We start from the raw sequence: 15,696 nt of genomic DNA, 5'->3' as shown, positions 1-15,696 counted from the left end.
CCCTTTCATTTCGCCCGCTTCTTGTTCCCCTTCGCTTCCCGCTCCAACGCCTCGCGCACGTTGTCGAACTCCGCCAGCGAAGCCTTGTCTGCACGGGGAAAGCGCAAGTCCAGCTTTTCCAGCTCCGCGACAATGACCGAGCCGATCACGACGCGGGCGAACCATTTGTGGTCGGCGGGCACGACGTACCAGGGCGCATGAGCCGTTGCCGTGTGCCGGACGATGTCCTGGTAGACCGCCTGGTAGCGCGGCCACAGCGCGCGCTCCTTGATGTCGCCCATCGAGAACTTCCACTGCTTGGCCGGCTCCTCGAGCCGGTCGAGAAAGCGTTTGCGCTGTTCTTCCTTCGAGAGATTGAGGAAGAATTTCAGCACCACGGTGCCGTTGCGGGAGAGATAGCGCTCGAAGGCGGAGATGTCCTCGAACCGCTCCTTCCAGATATTCTTGGTGACGAGCCTCGAGGGCAGCTTCTCCTTCGCGAGGATATCCGGGTGCACGCGCGCCACCAGGCACTCCTCGTAATGGGAACGGTTGAAGATGCCGATCCTGCCCCGCTCGGGCAGCGCAATCACATGGCGCCAGAGAAAATCATGGTCGAGCTCCTTGCTGCTCGGCGCCTTGAAGGCGTGGACGTCGCAGCCCTGCGGATTGATGCCCTCGAAGATCGCCTTGATCGCGCTGTCCTTGCCGCCGGCGTCCATGGCCTGGAACACGATCAGCACCGACCAGCGGTCCTGGGCGTAGAGCCTCTCCTGAAACTCGATCAGCCGCTTCTTGTTGGCGTCGAGAATGTCTTGCGCCGCGTCCTTGTCCAGATCGCCCCTATCGTTGGTCTTGTAGTCCTTCAGGTGGAACTTGCCGGACCCGTCGTGGCGGAATGGCGTGATGTAGCGGTCAAGTTCCTGGGCGAGCGATTTGGACGGCTTTTTGTTCATGAGCGCGGGGCACCTTGCGTTGCGACTTCAATCGGTCGAGTACGCTACCAAGGATGCCCTTGGGAAGGAATATGATGAAAAGCACCAGCAGCACGCCGTAGACGAGATTGTCCCAGCCGACCGCCTTGGTGCCGAAGCCGATGCGCAAGGTTTCCGCAAGCAGGATGGTGATGACGGCACCGACGGTCGGACCCAGCGAGACGAACAGGCCGCCGACGATGGCCGCAAACACCATCTGAAGCGACACTGCGATTCCGCTGACCGTATCGGGCGTGATGAACATCTGGTACTGGCAATAGATCGCGCCGGCCAGCGCCGTCATGAGGGCGCTGATCAGCGTGATCTTGAGCTTCTCCGCGGTGACGTCGACGCCGGCCGCGGCCGCGGCATCCTCGTCCTCCGAGATCGCCTCGAGCGCGTAGCGGCTCATGCTGCGATCGACCAGGTGCCAGACGACGATGCCGCCGAGCCAGACCGCAAGCGCGATCAGGTACCACGTGGTCTTGTCGTCGAACTGCAGCGCCAGCAGCTTGTTGCCGGCCGCGCGGTTCGGCGTATAGCCGAGCGAGCCGCCGGTATAGTCGCGCGTCGCCGTGATGACCTGGAGCACGATGCCCGACAGCGCCAGCGTCACCAGCACGAAATAATGCCCGGTGATGCGGAAGCGGAAACAGGGATAACCGACGATCAGCGCCAGCGCGCCGGCGGCTACCATGCCGATGGGGATGCCGATCCAGGGCGAGAGGCCGAGATGGTTCCAGAGCAACGCGGTGACATAGGCACCGATGCCCATGAAACCGCCATGGCCGAGCGAGACCAGGCCGAACCGCCCCATCATCGACCACGACGTATAGGCGAACGACCAGATCAGGATCAGCACCAGAATGTGCAGATGGTAGGGATCGCGATAAACGAAGGGCAGCGCGACCAGCGCCGCCAGACCGATCCCCCAAGCCGCAAGCCTGCCTTGCCCCGTCATCGGCGCCTCGCGAGCAGGCCCGCGGGCCGGATGAACATCATGACGATGAAGAACGCGAAAGCGAGCACGTAGCCCCATTCCAGATCGGAGAACAGGCCGCCGAGCGAGATGATCTCGGCGAACACGAAGGCGGCGATGAAGCCGCCGATGAAATTGCCGAGGCCCCCGAGCACGCAGATCAGGAACGTGATCGGCCCGAAGGAAAGGCCGACGAAGGGATGCACGTCATATTGCAGCACCAGCAGGCATGCGGCGAGCCCGGCGAGCCCGCCGCCGATGGCCGACGTGATGAGATAGATGCGTTTGGTGTCGACGCCCATCAGCGCCATGATCTGGCGGTCCTGCGAGATGGCGCGGATCGCGGTGCCGGTGAAGGTGCGCGTCATGAACAGATAGACCGCAACCATGCCGACCAGCGCCGCCAGGAACGACAGAAGTCGTGCGTAGCTGAAATTCATGTCGCCGAAGGCGAGTACCGGCAGGCGGATGCCGAGATTGCGGAAGTCGATGCCGAAGGCGACGGTGGCAAAGCTCTGCAGCACGAACAGCACGCCGCCGGTCGCGAGCAACTGGTTGATCGGCGGCGCGGTGAGCAGCGGCGCGATCACGAGATAATGCAGCAGGGCGCCGAGGATCGCGACCAGCAGGATGGTCAGCGGTGCCGCGATGAAATAGCTGATGCCGTAATACTGGACCATGAAATACATGGCATACATGCCGATCATCACCAGCTCGGCGTAGCAGATCCAGGTCACGTCGATGACGCCGAAGATCAGGTTGAGCCCGAGCGCGAGCAGCGCCAGCACGCCGCCGAGCAGAATGCCGTTGATGACGGCCTCCAGCAGGTAGATGTCGAAAATATCCAGGAACGCCTGCATGGCCGCTCACACCCCGAGATACGCTTCCTTGACCGTGTCGCTCGCCAGCATCTCGGCCGCGGTGCCCGACGCGCGGATCGTGCCGGCCTCGATCAGATAGGCACGATCGACCACCTTCAGCACCTGTTGCACGTTCTGCTCGACGATCAGCACCGTCAGCCCGCTGGCACGTATTCGCTTCACCAGCTCGAACACCTGCTGCACCACGACCGGCGCCAGTCCCGCCGAGGGCTCGTCGAGCAGCAGGAGCTTTGGGTTCGACATCAGCGCGCGGCCGATCGCGCACATCTGTTGCTCGCCGCCGGACATCGTGCCGGCCATCTGATGGCGGCGCTCCTTCAGGCGCGGGAACAGGTCGAACACGACCTCGAGCCGCTCGGCATAGCGACCGCGCGCTTCCTTCATGAAGGCGCCCATCTTCAGATTGTCGTCGACAGACAGCTGCGGAAACAGCCGCCGGTTCTCCGGCACATGCGCGATCCCGAGGCTGACGATCTTGTGCGGCGGAGTCGCCAGAACGTCGATGCCCTCCATCGCGATCGACCCGCGCGAAGGGCGGATCAGGCCGGAGACGACGCGCATCAACGTGGTCTTGCCGGCGCCGTTCGGCCCGATGACCCCGACGGCCTCACCCGCATTGACGTCGAGATTGACGTCGAACAGCACCTGGAAGGTTCCATAGCCGGCGTCGACGGATCGCAGCTCCAGCATCGGCTACCCTCCCGCGCGGCGGCGCGCTTCGGCGGCCGCCGCCTGCGTGGTCTCGGCATCGGTGCCGAGATAGACCTCGATGACGCGCGGATCGCCCGCGACCGCGCTGGGCAGGCCTTCGGAGATCTTCTCGCCGTGATCGAGCACCATGACGCGGTCGACGACGCGCATCAAGACGCCCATGATGTGCTCGACCCAGATGATGGTGATGCCGAGCTCGTCGCGGATATTGCGCAGCATGTCGGCCGCCTGGTCCATCTCGGCCTCGTCGAGGCCGCCGAGGCTCTCGTCGGCGAGAAGCAGCTTCGGCGCGGTGGCGAGGGCCTTCGCAAGCTCGAGCTTTTTCAAGCCGGCCGCGCCCAGGCCGTCGACGCCGGCGTGGCGATCCGTCGGCAGGCCCACCATCGCGAGTGAGCGCTCCGCCGCCTCCTCGGCCTTGACGCGGCTGTGGCGGCCCTGGCCGTAGAATCCGGCGAGCGCGACGTTCTCGAAAATGGAGAGCCGCCGGAACGGCCGCGGGATCTGGAAGGTGCGGCCGACGCCGCGGTTGATGATCCGGTGCGGCGCCAGGCCCGCGATCTCCGAGCCATCGAACAGGATCGAGCCGGAGCTCGGCGCCAGCGTGCCCGAGAGCATGTTGAAGATCGTGCTCTTGCCCGAGCCGTTGGGGCCGATCAGGCCGAGGATCTCGCCCTGATCGACCTTGAACGACACGTTGTTCACGGCGGTGAAGCCGCCAAACCGCTTCAACAGCCCGCTGACCTCCAGCACCGCCCGGCTCCGCTGCTACTGGTTGCTGTAGGTGGTGCCCTTGGGCAGCGGGAGCACGGCTTCGCGTTGCGCCTGGCTCTTGGGCCATACCACCGAGGATTTGTCGTCGATGTACTGGATCACGACCGGGAATGACCGCTCGTTCTGGCCGGCCATCGGCGTGCCCTCACCGTAGAACTTGACGCCGAAGCCGAGCATCGTGCCACCCTCGGGAATGTCGGTGTCGAGCGCCGCCTTGCGCAGCGCTTCGGGATCGACCCCGCCATACTTCTTGATCGCACGCGGCAACACGTCATCCATGAAGACGTAGGTGTTGGACGCGCCGATGCCGACATGGGCCGAGCGGATGGCGACGCCCGGCTTGATCTTGTCGAACTCCTCGCCGACCATCTTGATGACGGGTGCAAGCTTCGGGTTCATGGTCTTCTGGTTGGCGAGCCAGATCGATATCGGATCGGTATTGAAGATGTAGTTCGCGTCGGCGCCCATCCCCTCCTTGAGCTTCTCGTAGACGCCGTAGCCGGCGCCGTGACCGACGAGTGCCGCGAACTTCAGGCCCTGCTCGCGCGCCTGCCGCAGCAACAGCGTGATATCGGGGTTGTAACCGGTGTGGAAAATGACATCGGGCTTCGCGCGCTTCAGCTTGGTCACCAGCGCCGAAAGATCCGGCGCGGTGGCCGAATAACCCTCCTTCAGCACGATGTTGAAGCCGGCCTTCTTCGCGCCGGCCTCGTTGCCCTTGGCGACGTCGACGCCGTAGGCGCCGTCCTCGTGGATGATGGCGACGCGGAGATCCTTCGGCTCCTTGCCCAGTTTCTCCTTCGAATTCTGCGCGATGAAATCCATCGTCATCGCGCCGAACTGATCACCGCTCGCCTGCGGGCGGAAGACGTATTTGTAGTTCTTGTCGGCGAAGACGGCGGACGAGATGCAGGTCGTCATCCACATGAATTTCTTGAGCTGCTCGACGCGGGCGGCGACCGGCACGCATTGCGCCGAGGAGAAGAAGCCAAGCACCAGATCGACCTTCTCCTGCTCGAGCAGGCGGACGGATTCGTTGATGGCGATATCGGGCTTGCTCTGCGCGTCGGCATAGACGGCCTCGACCTTGTAGCCTTCGACGCCGGTCTTGCTGAAATGGTCGAGGATGATCTTGGTGCCGAGATATTCGAGCTCGGAGCCGCCGCCCGCGAGCGGGCCGGTCAGGTCGAATATCACGCCGATCTTGATCTTCTTGTCTTGAGCTTGGACCGAAACGGTCAGCCCCATCGCGGCAATCGCGATCAACAGCCCACGTACCAAGCGGGCAGCCATGCGCAGGCGCATCTAAACCTCCCTGGACGATTGTGCATTGCGTCTTTTGTTTTGCTTTTCGCCCATCACATGGGCTCGGCCGCGCGATGTCAAGCCTCGTGCGTCAGCGCGAGGCGAACTGCTGCGCGACGAAGGCCGTGACAAATCGCGGCATGGTCGGCGTGAGATCGTCCATCCCGCGAACGAGGTGGATGGCCGAAAGCTCCGGCTCCTCCTGGCGCGCCAGATTGGCTTCGATCCGCGCGCGAGCTGCCTCACCCGGCATATCCAGGTTGAGGATCTGGATCATGGCAAGTGAGGTGCCGGTGACGACGCAGTGCCAGTCCGCCTCCGCCGAGTAGTCGGCAGGGGACAGGCCGGTCTCCTCCTCGAGCTCGCGGACGACGCTGCCGGGAATGTCGAGCGCGCCGTCCCTGACATCGTCGAGGTCGGGCGTACCCGACGCGAAGTAGATTCGTCCCGCGTTGGCGGTGTGATGCGCCATCTCGCCCATCACGAAGGCGCCATCGGAGGTGCGCAGCGCCCCCATGCCGAACCCGTTGAACACGGCCGGATCGGGAAAGCCCCAGTCCCGCCAGGCCAGGAAGCTGGCGAAATCCGTCTCGAAATAGGTCGCCGCGAGATGCCCCCCAGTGAAGACAGCATCGCGCCCGAGCAGGACCCGGCCGTTCCAGAGTTTCGGCCGGGTGCGCTGCTGCTCGGCGAAATGCGCGGCGATCTCGGAGCGCCGCTCCTCGGCGAACGGCCAGACGACGGGACGCACGGCAAGATCAAGCGTCGTGACGCGATGAATGGTCGATGCGGTCATGACGCGTGATTACCAGGCCATCGCGTCGGCTATTTGGAGCTCCCCGTGGTCTTCTTGGCCTGGTCGACGAACTTGTTGGTAAAGGTCTTGCTGACATCGACCTTGGCGTTCGCAACCTCGGGCGAGCCGAGGCTGAACACGGCGAGCACGGCGTCCGCGCCCTTCGGGTCCATCTTGCCGGTCTCGGAGAACATCGGGATCGTGTTCTTGAGCGCGGCGAGATAGAGGTCCTTGTTCTTGCCGACCATCTCCTCCGGCATCTTCGCCATGATCTCCTCGGGAGAATGCGAATGGATCCAGGCGATCGTGGCCAGCATCGCGTTGGTAAGCGCCTGCGTCTCCTTCTCGTGGCCGTTGATCCAGGCCACGGTCGAGTAGAGTGCGCCGCCGGGATATTCGCCGCCGAAGGTCTCGAGCGTGTCCTTTTGGGTGCGGGTGTCGCTGAGGATTCGCAGGTCCTTATGGCTGCCCTGGAGCACGGTGACGGAGGGATCGAGCATCACCGCGGCGTCGATCTGTCCCTGCTCCATGGCCGCCACAGCCGTAGCCCCGAGGCCGACGCCGATCACGGCGGTGCCGGCGGGATCGAGCCCGTTCTTCTTCAGTAGATATTTCAGGAAGAAATCGGTGGAGGAGCCGGGCGCGCTGACGCCGACCTTCTTGCCGGCGAGGTCCTTGATCGACTTGATGTCGCCCGTATGCGAGGGGGCGACCACCAGCACGAGGCCGGGATAGCGGTCATAGACCACGAAGGCCTGAAGCTCCTGCTTCTTGGCCGCCAGGTTGACGCAATGGTCGAAATAGCCTGAGACCACGTCGGCGCTGCCGCCGAGCACGGCCTTAAGCGCGTCGGAGCCGCCCTTGAGGTCGACCAGGTCGACATTGAGGCCGGCCTTCTCGTACTCGCCGAGTTGCTTGGCCAGCACGGTCGGCAAATAGCACAGGCAGGAGCCGCCGCCGACCGCCATGGTGACCTTGCTTTGCGCTGCGGCAAGACCCGTCGTGAGCGTCAGCGCCAGCAGCGCGCCGGCGAGCCTGGCAATCGTGTTCTTCATTGGTTTCCTCCGTTCGGCTGCGGCACCATAGAGCAGCGGGACCGGCTTGAGAAGCACCGCTAAGTGGCACCAGCCATTGGTCTTTCGGCGCAACGATAGGCGCGTACAAGACCATTCCCGATGGGGAGCATCATCATGAACCTCCTTGTCGCCGGGTGTCGGTCAGCGCCGCCTTCGGCGCCGGATGCGATGCAGGGCTCCCACCGGTGCGCGGGCTCTTTTGCGTTAGCCGTGCCCGTCCACGGTCGGTCGCCACACCAGCAGGCGCCGCTCCACCAGCGTGACGCCAAAATCGATCAGGATGACGAAGGCCGACAGCACGAACATGCCGGCGAACACGCCGCCAACGTCGAACACGCCTTCGGCCTGCTGAATGAGATAGCCAAGACCTGCGGCCGACCCCAGATATTCGCCGACGACCGCGCCAACCACGGCAAAGCCGACCGAGGTGTGCAGCGAGGAGAACATCCACGACAGCGCCGAGGGCCAATAGACGTGTCGCATCAATTGCCGCTCGCTCATCCCGAGCATGCGGCCATTGTCGAGCACGGTGCGGCTGACCTCCTTGACGCCCTGATAGACGTTGAAGAACACGATGAAGAACACCAGCGTCACGCCGAGCGCGACCTTGGACCAGATGCCGAGCCCCAGCCATAGCGCGAAGATCGGCGCCAGCACGACGCGCGGCAATGCGTTGGCCATCTTCACGTAGGGGTCGAACACCGCTGCGACCAGCGGCTGTCGCGCGAACCAGAAGCCGATCAGCACACCGCCAACCGAACCGATCACGAAGGCGAGGACGGATTCCCATAGCGTGATCGTCAGGTGCTTCCAGATCACACCGCTCGCGAACCACTTTACGATCTGGCTGAACACATCGACCGGATTGGAGAAGAAGAACGGCGGCAGCAGGACTTTTCCAAAGACAGGAACACTCGAAAAGAACTGCCACAGCGCGATGCAGACGATCGCGACCAGGGCTTGCAGCGCAAGCAACGTGACACGGGACATCAGACCACCTCCGCCGCGTGAGTGGATTGCGCGTAGCCCTTCATCACCTCGTCCTTGAGCACGCTCCAGATCTCGCGATGCAGCGCATGGAAATCCTTGTCCAGCCGCACCTCGAAGATGTCGCGCGGGCGAGGCAAGCTCACGCGCCAGTCGCCGATGATGCGCGAGGACGGTCCGGCCGACATGATCACGACGCGGTCGGCGAGCGCGATCGCCTCTTCCAGATCATGGGTCACGAACAGCACCGCCTTGCGGTCTGCGTTCCAGAGATCGAGCAGCAGATTGCCCATCACCTGGCGCGTCTGCGCATCGAGCGGCCCGAACGGCTCGTCCATCAGCAGTATCTTGGGATCGCGGATCAGGACCTGCGCCAGCGCCACGCGCTTGCGCTGGCCGCCGGAGAGCATATGCGGATAACGGCCCGCAAAGGCGCCGAGGCCGACGGAAGTCAACCATTTCTGCGCCTGCGGCAACGCCTCGGCGCGCGATGCGCCCTTGATCTCGAGCCCGATCGCGACATTGTCGAGCGCGGTCTTCCATGGGAACAAGGCGTCGGCCTGGAACAAATAGCCGGCATCCCGATTCAACCCCGCAAGCGGCCGGTCGAAGATCTTGACGCCACCGGAGGCAGGCTTGAGCAGCCCGGCGGCGACGTTGAGCAAGGTTGATTTTCCGCAGCCGGTCGGCCCTACGATGGCGACAAACTCGCCCTGCGCGACCGTCAGATGGGCCTTCTCCACCGCCGTGTAGACCCTCCCGTCCCCCAGCCGGAACGCAACCTTGGCATCCTCCAGCGCCACCGCCATGGGCGTTGTCATGTGTTTCCTCCGAACCCGGCTTGATGCCTTAGCCTCTCGCGCGGCCAAGTTCAATCAACCGGCCAAGCGTGCTACGCATGGGTCTGTCATTCCCTCCCCATCGGGCGGGTCAACGAAGTGAGCGTCGCCCAATGCAGTCCCGGCCGATGATCGGCTATGCGCACGTCACCAAGAACTTCGGTCCTCTCAGGGCCGTCGACGATTTGTCGCTCGATATTGCCGAGGGCGAATTTCTGGCCGTCGTCGGCGGGTCGGGTTCGGGCAAGACGACGTTGCTGCGGCTCGCCAACCGGCTGATCGAGGCAGATGGCGGCACCATCACGGTCGAGGGAGAGGACGTCCAAAACATCGATCCGGTCGCACTGCGACGCCGGATCGGTTACGTCTTCCAGAACGCCGGTCTGTTTCCACATTTGAGTGTCGCCGACAACATCGGGATCACGCCAAAACTGCTCGGCGCGCCCGCAACCGAGATCGCGGTGCGCGTCGACGAGTTGATCGCGCTTGTGCAGCTCGACCGCGCCGCCCATCGCGACCGGCTGCCGGAGGCGCTCTCGGGCGGACAGCGCCAGCGCGTCGGCGTGGCACGAGCGCTCGCCGCCAAGCCTCGTATCGTGCTGATGGACGAGCCCTTCGGCGCGCTCGATCCCCTCACCCGCGACGCCCTCGGCGAGGATTTCCGCCAGCTGCACCACAAGCTGGGCCTGACCACCGTAATGATCACGCACGACGTGACGGAGGCGATTTTGCTCGCCGACCGCATCGCGGTGATGCGTGGCGGCAAGTTGCTGGCGCAGGGCACGCCGGCGGAGCTTGCAGCAAGTGGCGACGCCTACGTGCTCGAGCTGCTGCGCACGCCGCGCCGCCAGGTCGAACGGCTGAACGCGCTGCTGCCGCAGAGCGGTGCGGCATGAGCTTCCTCAATGATCCGCGCTGGGGCGAGGCGCTGGCGCATTTGCCCGATTATCTCGGCAACCATGTGCGGGTGAGCCTCGCTGCGCTCGCGCTTGGCCTGATCGTCAGCCTGCCGCTGGCGATCCTGACGCGCAACCGACCGGCGCCGCGCGCCATCCTGCTCGCGCTTGCAAGCGTCGTGCAGACCGTGCCGGGACTGGCGCTGCTTGCCTTGTTCTATCCGCTGCTGCTCCTCGCAGCCTCCGTGACACTGGCCTGGTTCGGAGTTTCTTTCTCTGCCTTCGGCTTCCTGCCGGCGATGCTGGCGCTGGCGCTCTATTCGATGCTGCCGGTGCTGCGTAACGGCATCACGGGACTGAACGGCATCGACCCCGCACTGATCGAAGCCGCCAAGGGCGTCGGCATGACCGCGCGGCAGTCGCTGGTGATGATCGAGCTGCCACTGGCTCTACCGGTGATGATGGCAGGCATCCGCACCGCCGCGGTGTGGGTGATCGGTACCGCGACGCTGTCGACCCCGATCGGGCAGACCAGCCTCGGCAACTACATATTTGCCGGGCTCCAGACCCAGAACTGGGTGTTCGTGCTGTTCGGCTGTTTTGCCTCGGCCGCGCTCGCGCTCGCCGTCGATCAGCTGCTCGGCCTGATCGAAAGCGGGTTGCGTCAGCGCGGTCGGCTGCGCACCGCGCTCGGCGCGGCGGGGATCGCGGCACTGGTCGCAGCGACACTGGTGCCGACGATGGGGCGCTCGTCATCCGGCTACGTGGTCGGCGCGAAAACCTTTGCCGAGCAATATGTGCTCTCGGCCCTGCTGAAGGATCGTCTCCAGGCAGCCGGCCTCTCCGCCACCGCGCGATCCGGCCTCGGCTCGAGCGTGATCTTCGAGGCGCTGAAGGCCGGCGATATCGACCTCTATGTCGACTATTCCGGTACGCTGTGGGCGAACCAGCTGCACCGCACCGACATCAAGCCGCGGGCGGAGTTGGTGGCTGAATTGAAGACGTCGCTCGCCAAGGACAAAATCACCCTGCTCGGCGAACTCGGCTTCGAGAATGCCTATGCGCTGGTGATGCCGAGAAAGCGTGCCGACGCGCTCGGCATTCATACCATCGCCGATCTCGCCGCGCACACCTCCACGATGTCGATCGCCGGCGACTACGAGTTCTTCTCGCGGCCGGAATGGGCAGCACTGCAAAAGGCCTATGGCCTTCAGTTCCGCACCCAGCGCCAGATGCAGCCGGACTTCATGTATGCGGCGGCGGCCAGCGGCGAGGTTGACGTCATCGCCGGTTACACCAGCGACGGACTGATCGCGAAATACGATCTGGTGGCCTTGGACGATCCCAAGCAGGCGATCCCGCCCTATGATGCGATCCTGCTGCTTGCGCCGAAGCGTGCCAGCGACGAGCGCCTCAAGGCGGCGCTGAGCCCGCTCCTGGGCAAGATCGACATCGCCACCATGCGCGAGGCCAATTTGCGCGCCAGCGGCAATGACGCCAACTCGTCGCCGGACGCGGTGGCGAAGTGGCTGTGGGGGAAAGTCGGCGGGCGCTAGACTAGTCGCATCCTGCGCCCTCCCACACAGCCACCGCTGCTACAAGACCGGCTTTTCAATCGTGCCGCCGGCGTCGACCCAATCCTTGAAACCGCCGACGTTGTAGACGTCGCTGTAACCCATGTCTTGAAGCAGCTTGCCAGCCAGGGCGGAGCGACCGCCTGAGGCGCAATAGAGGATCACGGTTCTGTCCTTGGCAAACGCCTTGTCGTGGTACGGCGACTCGGGATCTGCGCGAAACTCCAGCATGCCGCGGGAAACATTCACCGCGCCATGAATCTTGCCGCTCTTCTCGATTTCCGGCGCATCGCGCACGTCGAGCACGAGCGCGTCGCCCTTCTCGATCATCTCCTTGGCCTGGGCCGGCGTGATCCTTGTCACGGCGGCGTTGGCGGCTTCAAGCATCTGTTTGACGGAAATTGCCAATGACGGCTCCTGTCGTTTGCGGTTCTGTCGAGCGCCCCCGTTAACCGGATTCGTCTTTCGTCGCATCCCCCGTTCGGAGGACGACGCAACGAGACTATCGATGGATGCGGTGGCAAAGCAACAGGGGGCCGGCCACGATCGGCAGAGTTGAGGGGGCAGCCGCAGGGGACGTTCGGCTACCCCCTCCTGCCCTCTCCTGGAGGTCGAGAGGGCAAAGCACAAGTCAGCTCACGCTCTCACTTCCTGCCGCTGAAACAGCACGTAGCTGAACGCAAAGAGAATGATCGTTCCGGCGACGAGGCCGACGGTCTGCGGCCACGCGATCATGATGCTTTCGTCGAAGGGCAGCGGCGCGCCCATGACTGCGCCGCGAAGCTGATCGAGGAAGACAGGGCCAAGCGCACGGGTCGTGGGTGACAGCACCGCGAGCATCGCTTCCTCAAACAGGTCGTTGGGCGAAAACCGCAACAACTCCTGTGTCCACACCGCGGTCGCCGGATCGTTCAGGCCGAGCAGCGCATACCGCGGGTCGGCCGGCGCGACCACCTGTGCCAGGGCCGGAGCCAGCATCGGCCAGAGCACCGTCAGGAACAGCCAGATACCCAGCGAAACCAGGGCCGCGGTGGCAGCCGACCGGAACACCGTGGACAGCAACATCGCCAGTGACAGCCAGACGCCGGCATAGAAGATTGCCACGACCAGAAACACGAGTGATCGCGCGACTTCCTCGCCGCCGGGCGGCACGCCGAGAAAGATCAGGCCGAGGCCGATCACCAGCAACCACAAGGCGGCGAGGCTGATTCCGATGGTGGCAAGCGCCGCCAGGAACTTCCCCATCAGCAAGGCGTCCCGATAGATCGGTTGCGCCAGGATGCGCGACAATGTCCGCCTGGTGTGCTCGCCATTGACGGCGTCAAAGCCCAATCCGATCGCCATCAGCGGAATGAGGAAGCCGAGGATCGCGACGAAGGACGGCAACGGCGCCTGGTCGATCGTGAACAGCCGCAGCAGCAGGAACGGATCCTCGGCAGTGGTCTGCCTGAGGCTGTTGATCGCCTCGTACAGTGCGGCCAGTGCGGTGAAGACGATCAGGAGCTCCAGCATCAACATGCGGACGCTGGAGATATGGTCGGCGAGTTCCTTGACGAAGACAGTCGACAATCCCTGGAACGGTGATCCCTCACGCCGCATGACGCACGCCTCCGGTTGGCTGGCTCTGGAAATAGCGCGCGTAGATCGCTTCGAGGCTCGGCTCGTCGACGGACAGTTTACGCAAGGCGCCGTCAACCGCGACGACCGCGCGCGCCGCGTCCGGTCGCACGTCGCGCTCCGCGGTCATGCGGAAGCGATCGGCGGCGAGCGTCTCGACCTGGGTGACACCGGGAATCATGGCAAGCCGCCGGGCGATCCCCGGCCCCTCGGCCTCGACCTCCACGACGAAACCGGCTCCGAGCACCTTGACTGAAAGCTCAGCCACTCCACCCATCAGCACGATATGACCGGCCTTGAACAACGCAACCCGGTCGCAAATGCGCTGAACCTGGTCGAGCATATGGGACGACAGCAGCACCGTAATGCCTTCGGCCTTGAGTTCTCCGATCAATCCCAGGAACTCCTGGGTCGCCTGCGGATCGAGGCCCGATGTCGGCTCGTCCAGGATCGCGATCTCGGCCCGCTTCATGATGATCTCGGCCAGCCCCAGCCGCTGCCGCATGCCGCGCGAGAAGGTCGCGACCCGCTTCGAGGCGACGTCGATCAGCCCGACGCGCTGGAGCGCCTGTTCGATCCTGAGGGCACGCTCCGCACGAGCGAGCCCCATCAGCTTACCGGTGTAGGCGAGGTTCTCCGTGGCCGTGAGCTGGTCGTAGAAGCCCACGGCATCCGGCAGATAGCCGACGCGGCGCTTGACCCTGAGCGGCTCGCGCGCCGGATTGAAGCCGAGCACGCTGATCTCACCCGACGAGATCTCGGTCAAGCCGAGCATCATCAGGATGGTCGTGGTCTTGCCTGCACCATTCGGACCGAGCAGGCCGAACACCTCGCCTCTGACGATGTCGAAGTCGATGCCATCGACCACCGCCGTATCGCCGTAACGCCTGGTCAGGCCGCGCGCATGGATGACCGGAACGTGCGCTGGGCTCCTGGTCTCGATCTGTTGCTCGCTCATCGCCGTCCGAACCTCGCGACGGCACCCAGCATCAACAGCAGCGCGACACCGATGACACCGGCGCCCGCCACCCCCCATACGGTCGAGGTGCCGACCGTGATGCGGAACTGGCTCGAAGCGGTTTCACCCTTCGAGGTGGCGCGAATGTTGGCCTGATAATCGCCGGCCAGTGACTTGTCGCTGGGCGTGAGCAGCGCCTGGACCTCGCTGTCCTTGCCGGGCACGAGATGATCGATCGTCGCAGGCTCGAACGTCACCTTCCATCCGTTCGGCGCTGTTCCGGCGAGCGTAATATTCTCGGCGGGCGCCGTCCCACTGTTGCTCACGACGATCGGGATCGAGCTCTGCTTGCCCGCGACGGCCCGTGCACTCAACAGACCATCGCGACCGGAGACCTGGAGCTGCGGCTCGCCGACGACGTCGAGCGCAAGCTCGGTCGAGGCTGAAGCGTCCCCCGCCTTGACCGTCACCTTCACCGGAAAATGGCCGGCACCGGTCGCGCTGGGCGGTCGCACCTTCAACTTGATGTCCTTGGACTGACCGGCGTCGATCGGGATCGAGGACAGCTCCTGGGTACCATAGGCTTCGGTGAATGAAGTTTCGAAATTGGCGGGTGCATCGGCGGCGAAGCTGGCGACGAGGTTGCGACCCGAATCGTTCTTGATCGAGAGCGTGTAGTCGAAATTCGATTTCGGACTGCCGCGCAGAGACGGCAGGCTGGACTTCACGCTGAGCTTGGCGGGCAGCTCCTTCGCGAGCGACACGGCGATGGGAAGTTCGGCGCTGGTGCCCTGTCCCTCGGCTTTGACCGTGAGCGTATGCGCGCTCAGATCGCTGCCGGCGGGGATGTCGAGCCGAAGCTGGAGCGCGACGTTGCCATCGGGCGCCGGCATCGCCGCACCAACCGGCTGGCCGCCGCCCAGCAGCGTCGCGGTCCAGCCGCTCGGCACGCCGGCGACCGAAAGCTGGTAGCGTTCCGGCGCGAGACCGTAATCCTGCAACCGCAGCGACACGTTGGTCGTGGTCCCCGGTCGCACCGTGACCGCCGGATAGTCGGTCATGAGATAGAGGCCCTTGATGTCGTGAGCCGGCTCCGCCGCGTAAGCGGTGGGGCCAAGCAACATCAGGGCAAATGCAAGACGCGCAGCATCAAGCGCTCGCATGGACGATACTCCTGCAAGGAAATGGACCAGAGATGGACAGCGCGCCGCCTGAAGACGATGGCGACGGCTTGCCGGATGATGGGAGAAATCGTGACAAAGTTTGGGAAGCGAAGCGCCGCACCAATTACAAGTAGGTGATCTCCGGCACTTTTCGGCTCAGACTTTAGTTTGAAGCCAAACTCCTGCGACC

Annotated in this window: 16 protein-coding genes; 2 read left to right on the top strand and 14 right to left on the bottom strand. The window is 64.3% G+C overall.

What is annotated here, in order from left to right; all coding sequences use genetic code 11:
• Positions 1-5: 5 nt before the first annotated feature.
• The 10 genes from XH90_RS08425 to XH90_RS08380 all read right to left on the bottom strand — a co-directional run bounded on the left by XH90_RS08425 (position 6) and on the right by XH90_RS08380 (position 9,280).
• Positions 6-935, bottom strand: a complete 930-nt coding sequence (locus XH90_RS08425) for a polyphosphate kinase 2 family protein (RefSeq protein ID WP_194480308.1) — start codon at positions 933-935, stop codon at positions 6-8.
• Positions 895-1,914: a branched-chain amino acid ABC transporter permease gene (locus XH90_RS08420; protein WP_194480307.1), complete on the bottom strand. Its 1,020-nt coding sequence runs from the start codon at positions 1,912-1,914 to the stop codon at positions 895-897. Before XH90_RS08420 ends, XH90_RS08425 begins: the two co-directional genes overlap by 41 nt.
• The gene (locus XH90_RS08415; protein ID WP_128950396.1) at positions 1,911-2,792 is read right to left on the bottom strand and encodes a branched-chain amino acid ABC transporter permease; all 882 of its coding nucleotides are present in this window, start codon (positions 2,790-2,792) and stop codon (positions 1,911-1,913) included. The genes XH90_RS08420 and XH90_RS08415 overlap by 4 nt, the downstream gene beginning before the upstream one ends.
• Before the next feature lie 6 nt (positions 2,793-2,798).
• Positions 2,799-3,503: an ABC transporter ATP-binding protein gene (locus XH90_RS08410; protein ID WP_194480305.1), complete on the bottom strand. Its 705-nt coding sequence runs from the start codon at positions 3,501-3,503 to the stop codon at positions 2,799-2,801.
• A 3-nt stretch (positions 3,504-3,506) separates the two neighbouring features.
• Complete coding sequence (locus tag XH90_RS08405; protein WP_194480304.1) at positions 3,507-4,274, bottom strand: ABC transporter ATP-binding protein; 768 nt, start codon at positions 4,272-4,274, stop codon at positions 3,507-3,509.
• 15 nt (positions 4,275-4,289) lie between these two features.
• Positions 4,290-5,600 carry an ABC transporter substrate-binding protein gene (locus XH90_RS08400; protein WP_194480303.1) on the bottom strand — a complete coding sequence of 437 codons (1,311 nt, stop codon included), beginning with the start codon at positions 5,598-5,600 and terminating at the stop codon, positions 4,290-4,292.
• A 91-nt stretch (positions 5,601-5,691) separates the two neighbouring features.
• Positions 5,692-6,396, bottom strand: a complete 705-nt coding sequence (locus tag XH90_RS08395) for an NUDIX hydrolase (protein WP_194480302.1) — start codon at positions 6,394-6,396, stop codon at positions 5,692-5,694.
• Positions 6,397-6,425: 29 nt separating this feature from the next.
• Positions 6,426-7,451 (bottom strand): ABC transporter substrate-binding protein, encoded by a 1,026-nt coding sequence (locus XH90_RS08390; RefSeq protein ID WP_194480300.1) that lies wholly within the window; start codon positions 7,449-7,451, stop codon positions 6,426-6,428.
• A 225-nt stretch (positions 7,452-7,676) separates the two neighbouring features.
• Entirely contained in the window at positions 7,677-8,462 is a 786-nt protein-coding gene (locus tag XH90_RS08385; protein WP_194480298.1) for an ABC transporter permease, read from the bottom strand.
• Positions 8,462-9,280 carry an ABC transporter ATP-binding protein gene (locus tag XH90_RS08380; protein ID WP_194480297.1) on the bottom strand — a complete coding sequence of 273 codons (819 nt, stop codon included), beginning with the start codon at positions 9,278-9,280 and terminating at the stop codon, positions 8,462-8,464. Before XH90_RS08380 ends, XH90_RS08385 begins: the two co-directional genes overlap by 1 nt.
• Positions 9,281-9,411: 131 nt before the next feature.
• On the opposite strand from XH90_RS08380, the gene XH90_RS08375 reads away from it, so the two are divergent.
• Entirely contained in the window at positions 9,412-10,194 is a 783-nt protein-coding gene (locus XH90_RS08375) for an ABC transporter ATP-binding protein (protein ID WP_194480295.1), read from the top strand.
• Positions 10,191-11,750, top strand: a complete 1,560-nt coding sequence (locus tag XH90_RS08370; protein ID WP_194480293.1) for an ABC transporter permease/substrate-binding protein — start codon at positions 10,191-10,193, stop codon at positions 11,748-11,750. The genes XH90_RS08375 and XH90_RS08370 overlap by 4 nt, the downstream gene beginning before the upstream one ends.
• Positions 11,751-11,789: 39 nt before the next feature.
• Here XH90_RS08370 and XH90_RS08365 read toward each other — a convergent pair whose 3' ends face one another.
• The 4 genes from XH90_RS08365 to XH90_RS08350 form a co-directional block, all read right to left on the bottom strand.
• Complete coding sequence (locus tag XH90_RS08365; protein WP_194480292.1) at positions 11,790-12,176, bottom strand: rhodanese-like domain-containing protein; 387 nt, start codon at positions 12,174-12,176, stop codon at positions 11,790-11,792.
• A 228-nt stretch (positions 12,177-12,404) separates the two neighbouring features.
• Complete coding sequence (locus XH90_RS08360) at positions 12,405-13,367, bottom strand: ABC transporter permease (RefSeq protein WP_194480290.1); 963 nt, start codon at positions 13,365-13,367, stop codon at positions 12,405-12,407.
• Positions 13,357-14,343: an ABC transporter ATP-binding protein gene (locus tag XH90_RS08355; protein WP_194480288.1), complete on the bottom strand. Its 987-nt coding sequence runs from the start codon at positions 14,341-14,343 to the stop codon at positions 13,357-13,359. Before XH90_RS08355 ends, XH90_RS08360 begins: the two co-directional genes overlap by 11 nt.
• Positions 14,340-15,506 carry an NEW3 domain-containing protein gene (locus tag XH90_RS08350; RefSeq protein ID WP_194480287.1) on the bottom strand — a complete coding sequence of 389 codons (1,167 nt, stop codon included), beginning with the start codon at positions 15,504-15,506 and terminating at the stop codon, positions 14,340-14,342. Before XH90_RS08350 ends, XH90_RS08355 begins: the two co-directional genes overlap by 4 nt.
• Positions 15,507-15,696 lie beyond the last annotated feature (190 nt).

The organism is Bradyrhizobium sp. CCBAU 53338 (genome assembly GCF_015291665.1).
GTDB lineage: Bacteria > Pseudomonadota > Alphaproteobacteria > Rhizobiales > Xanthobacteraceae > Bradyrhizobium.
This window is presented reverse-complemented; position numbering and strand designations above follow the sequence as displayed.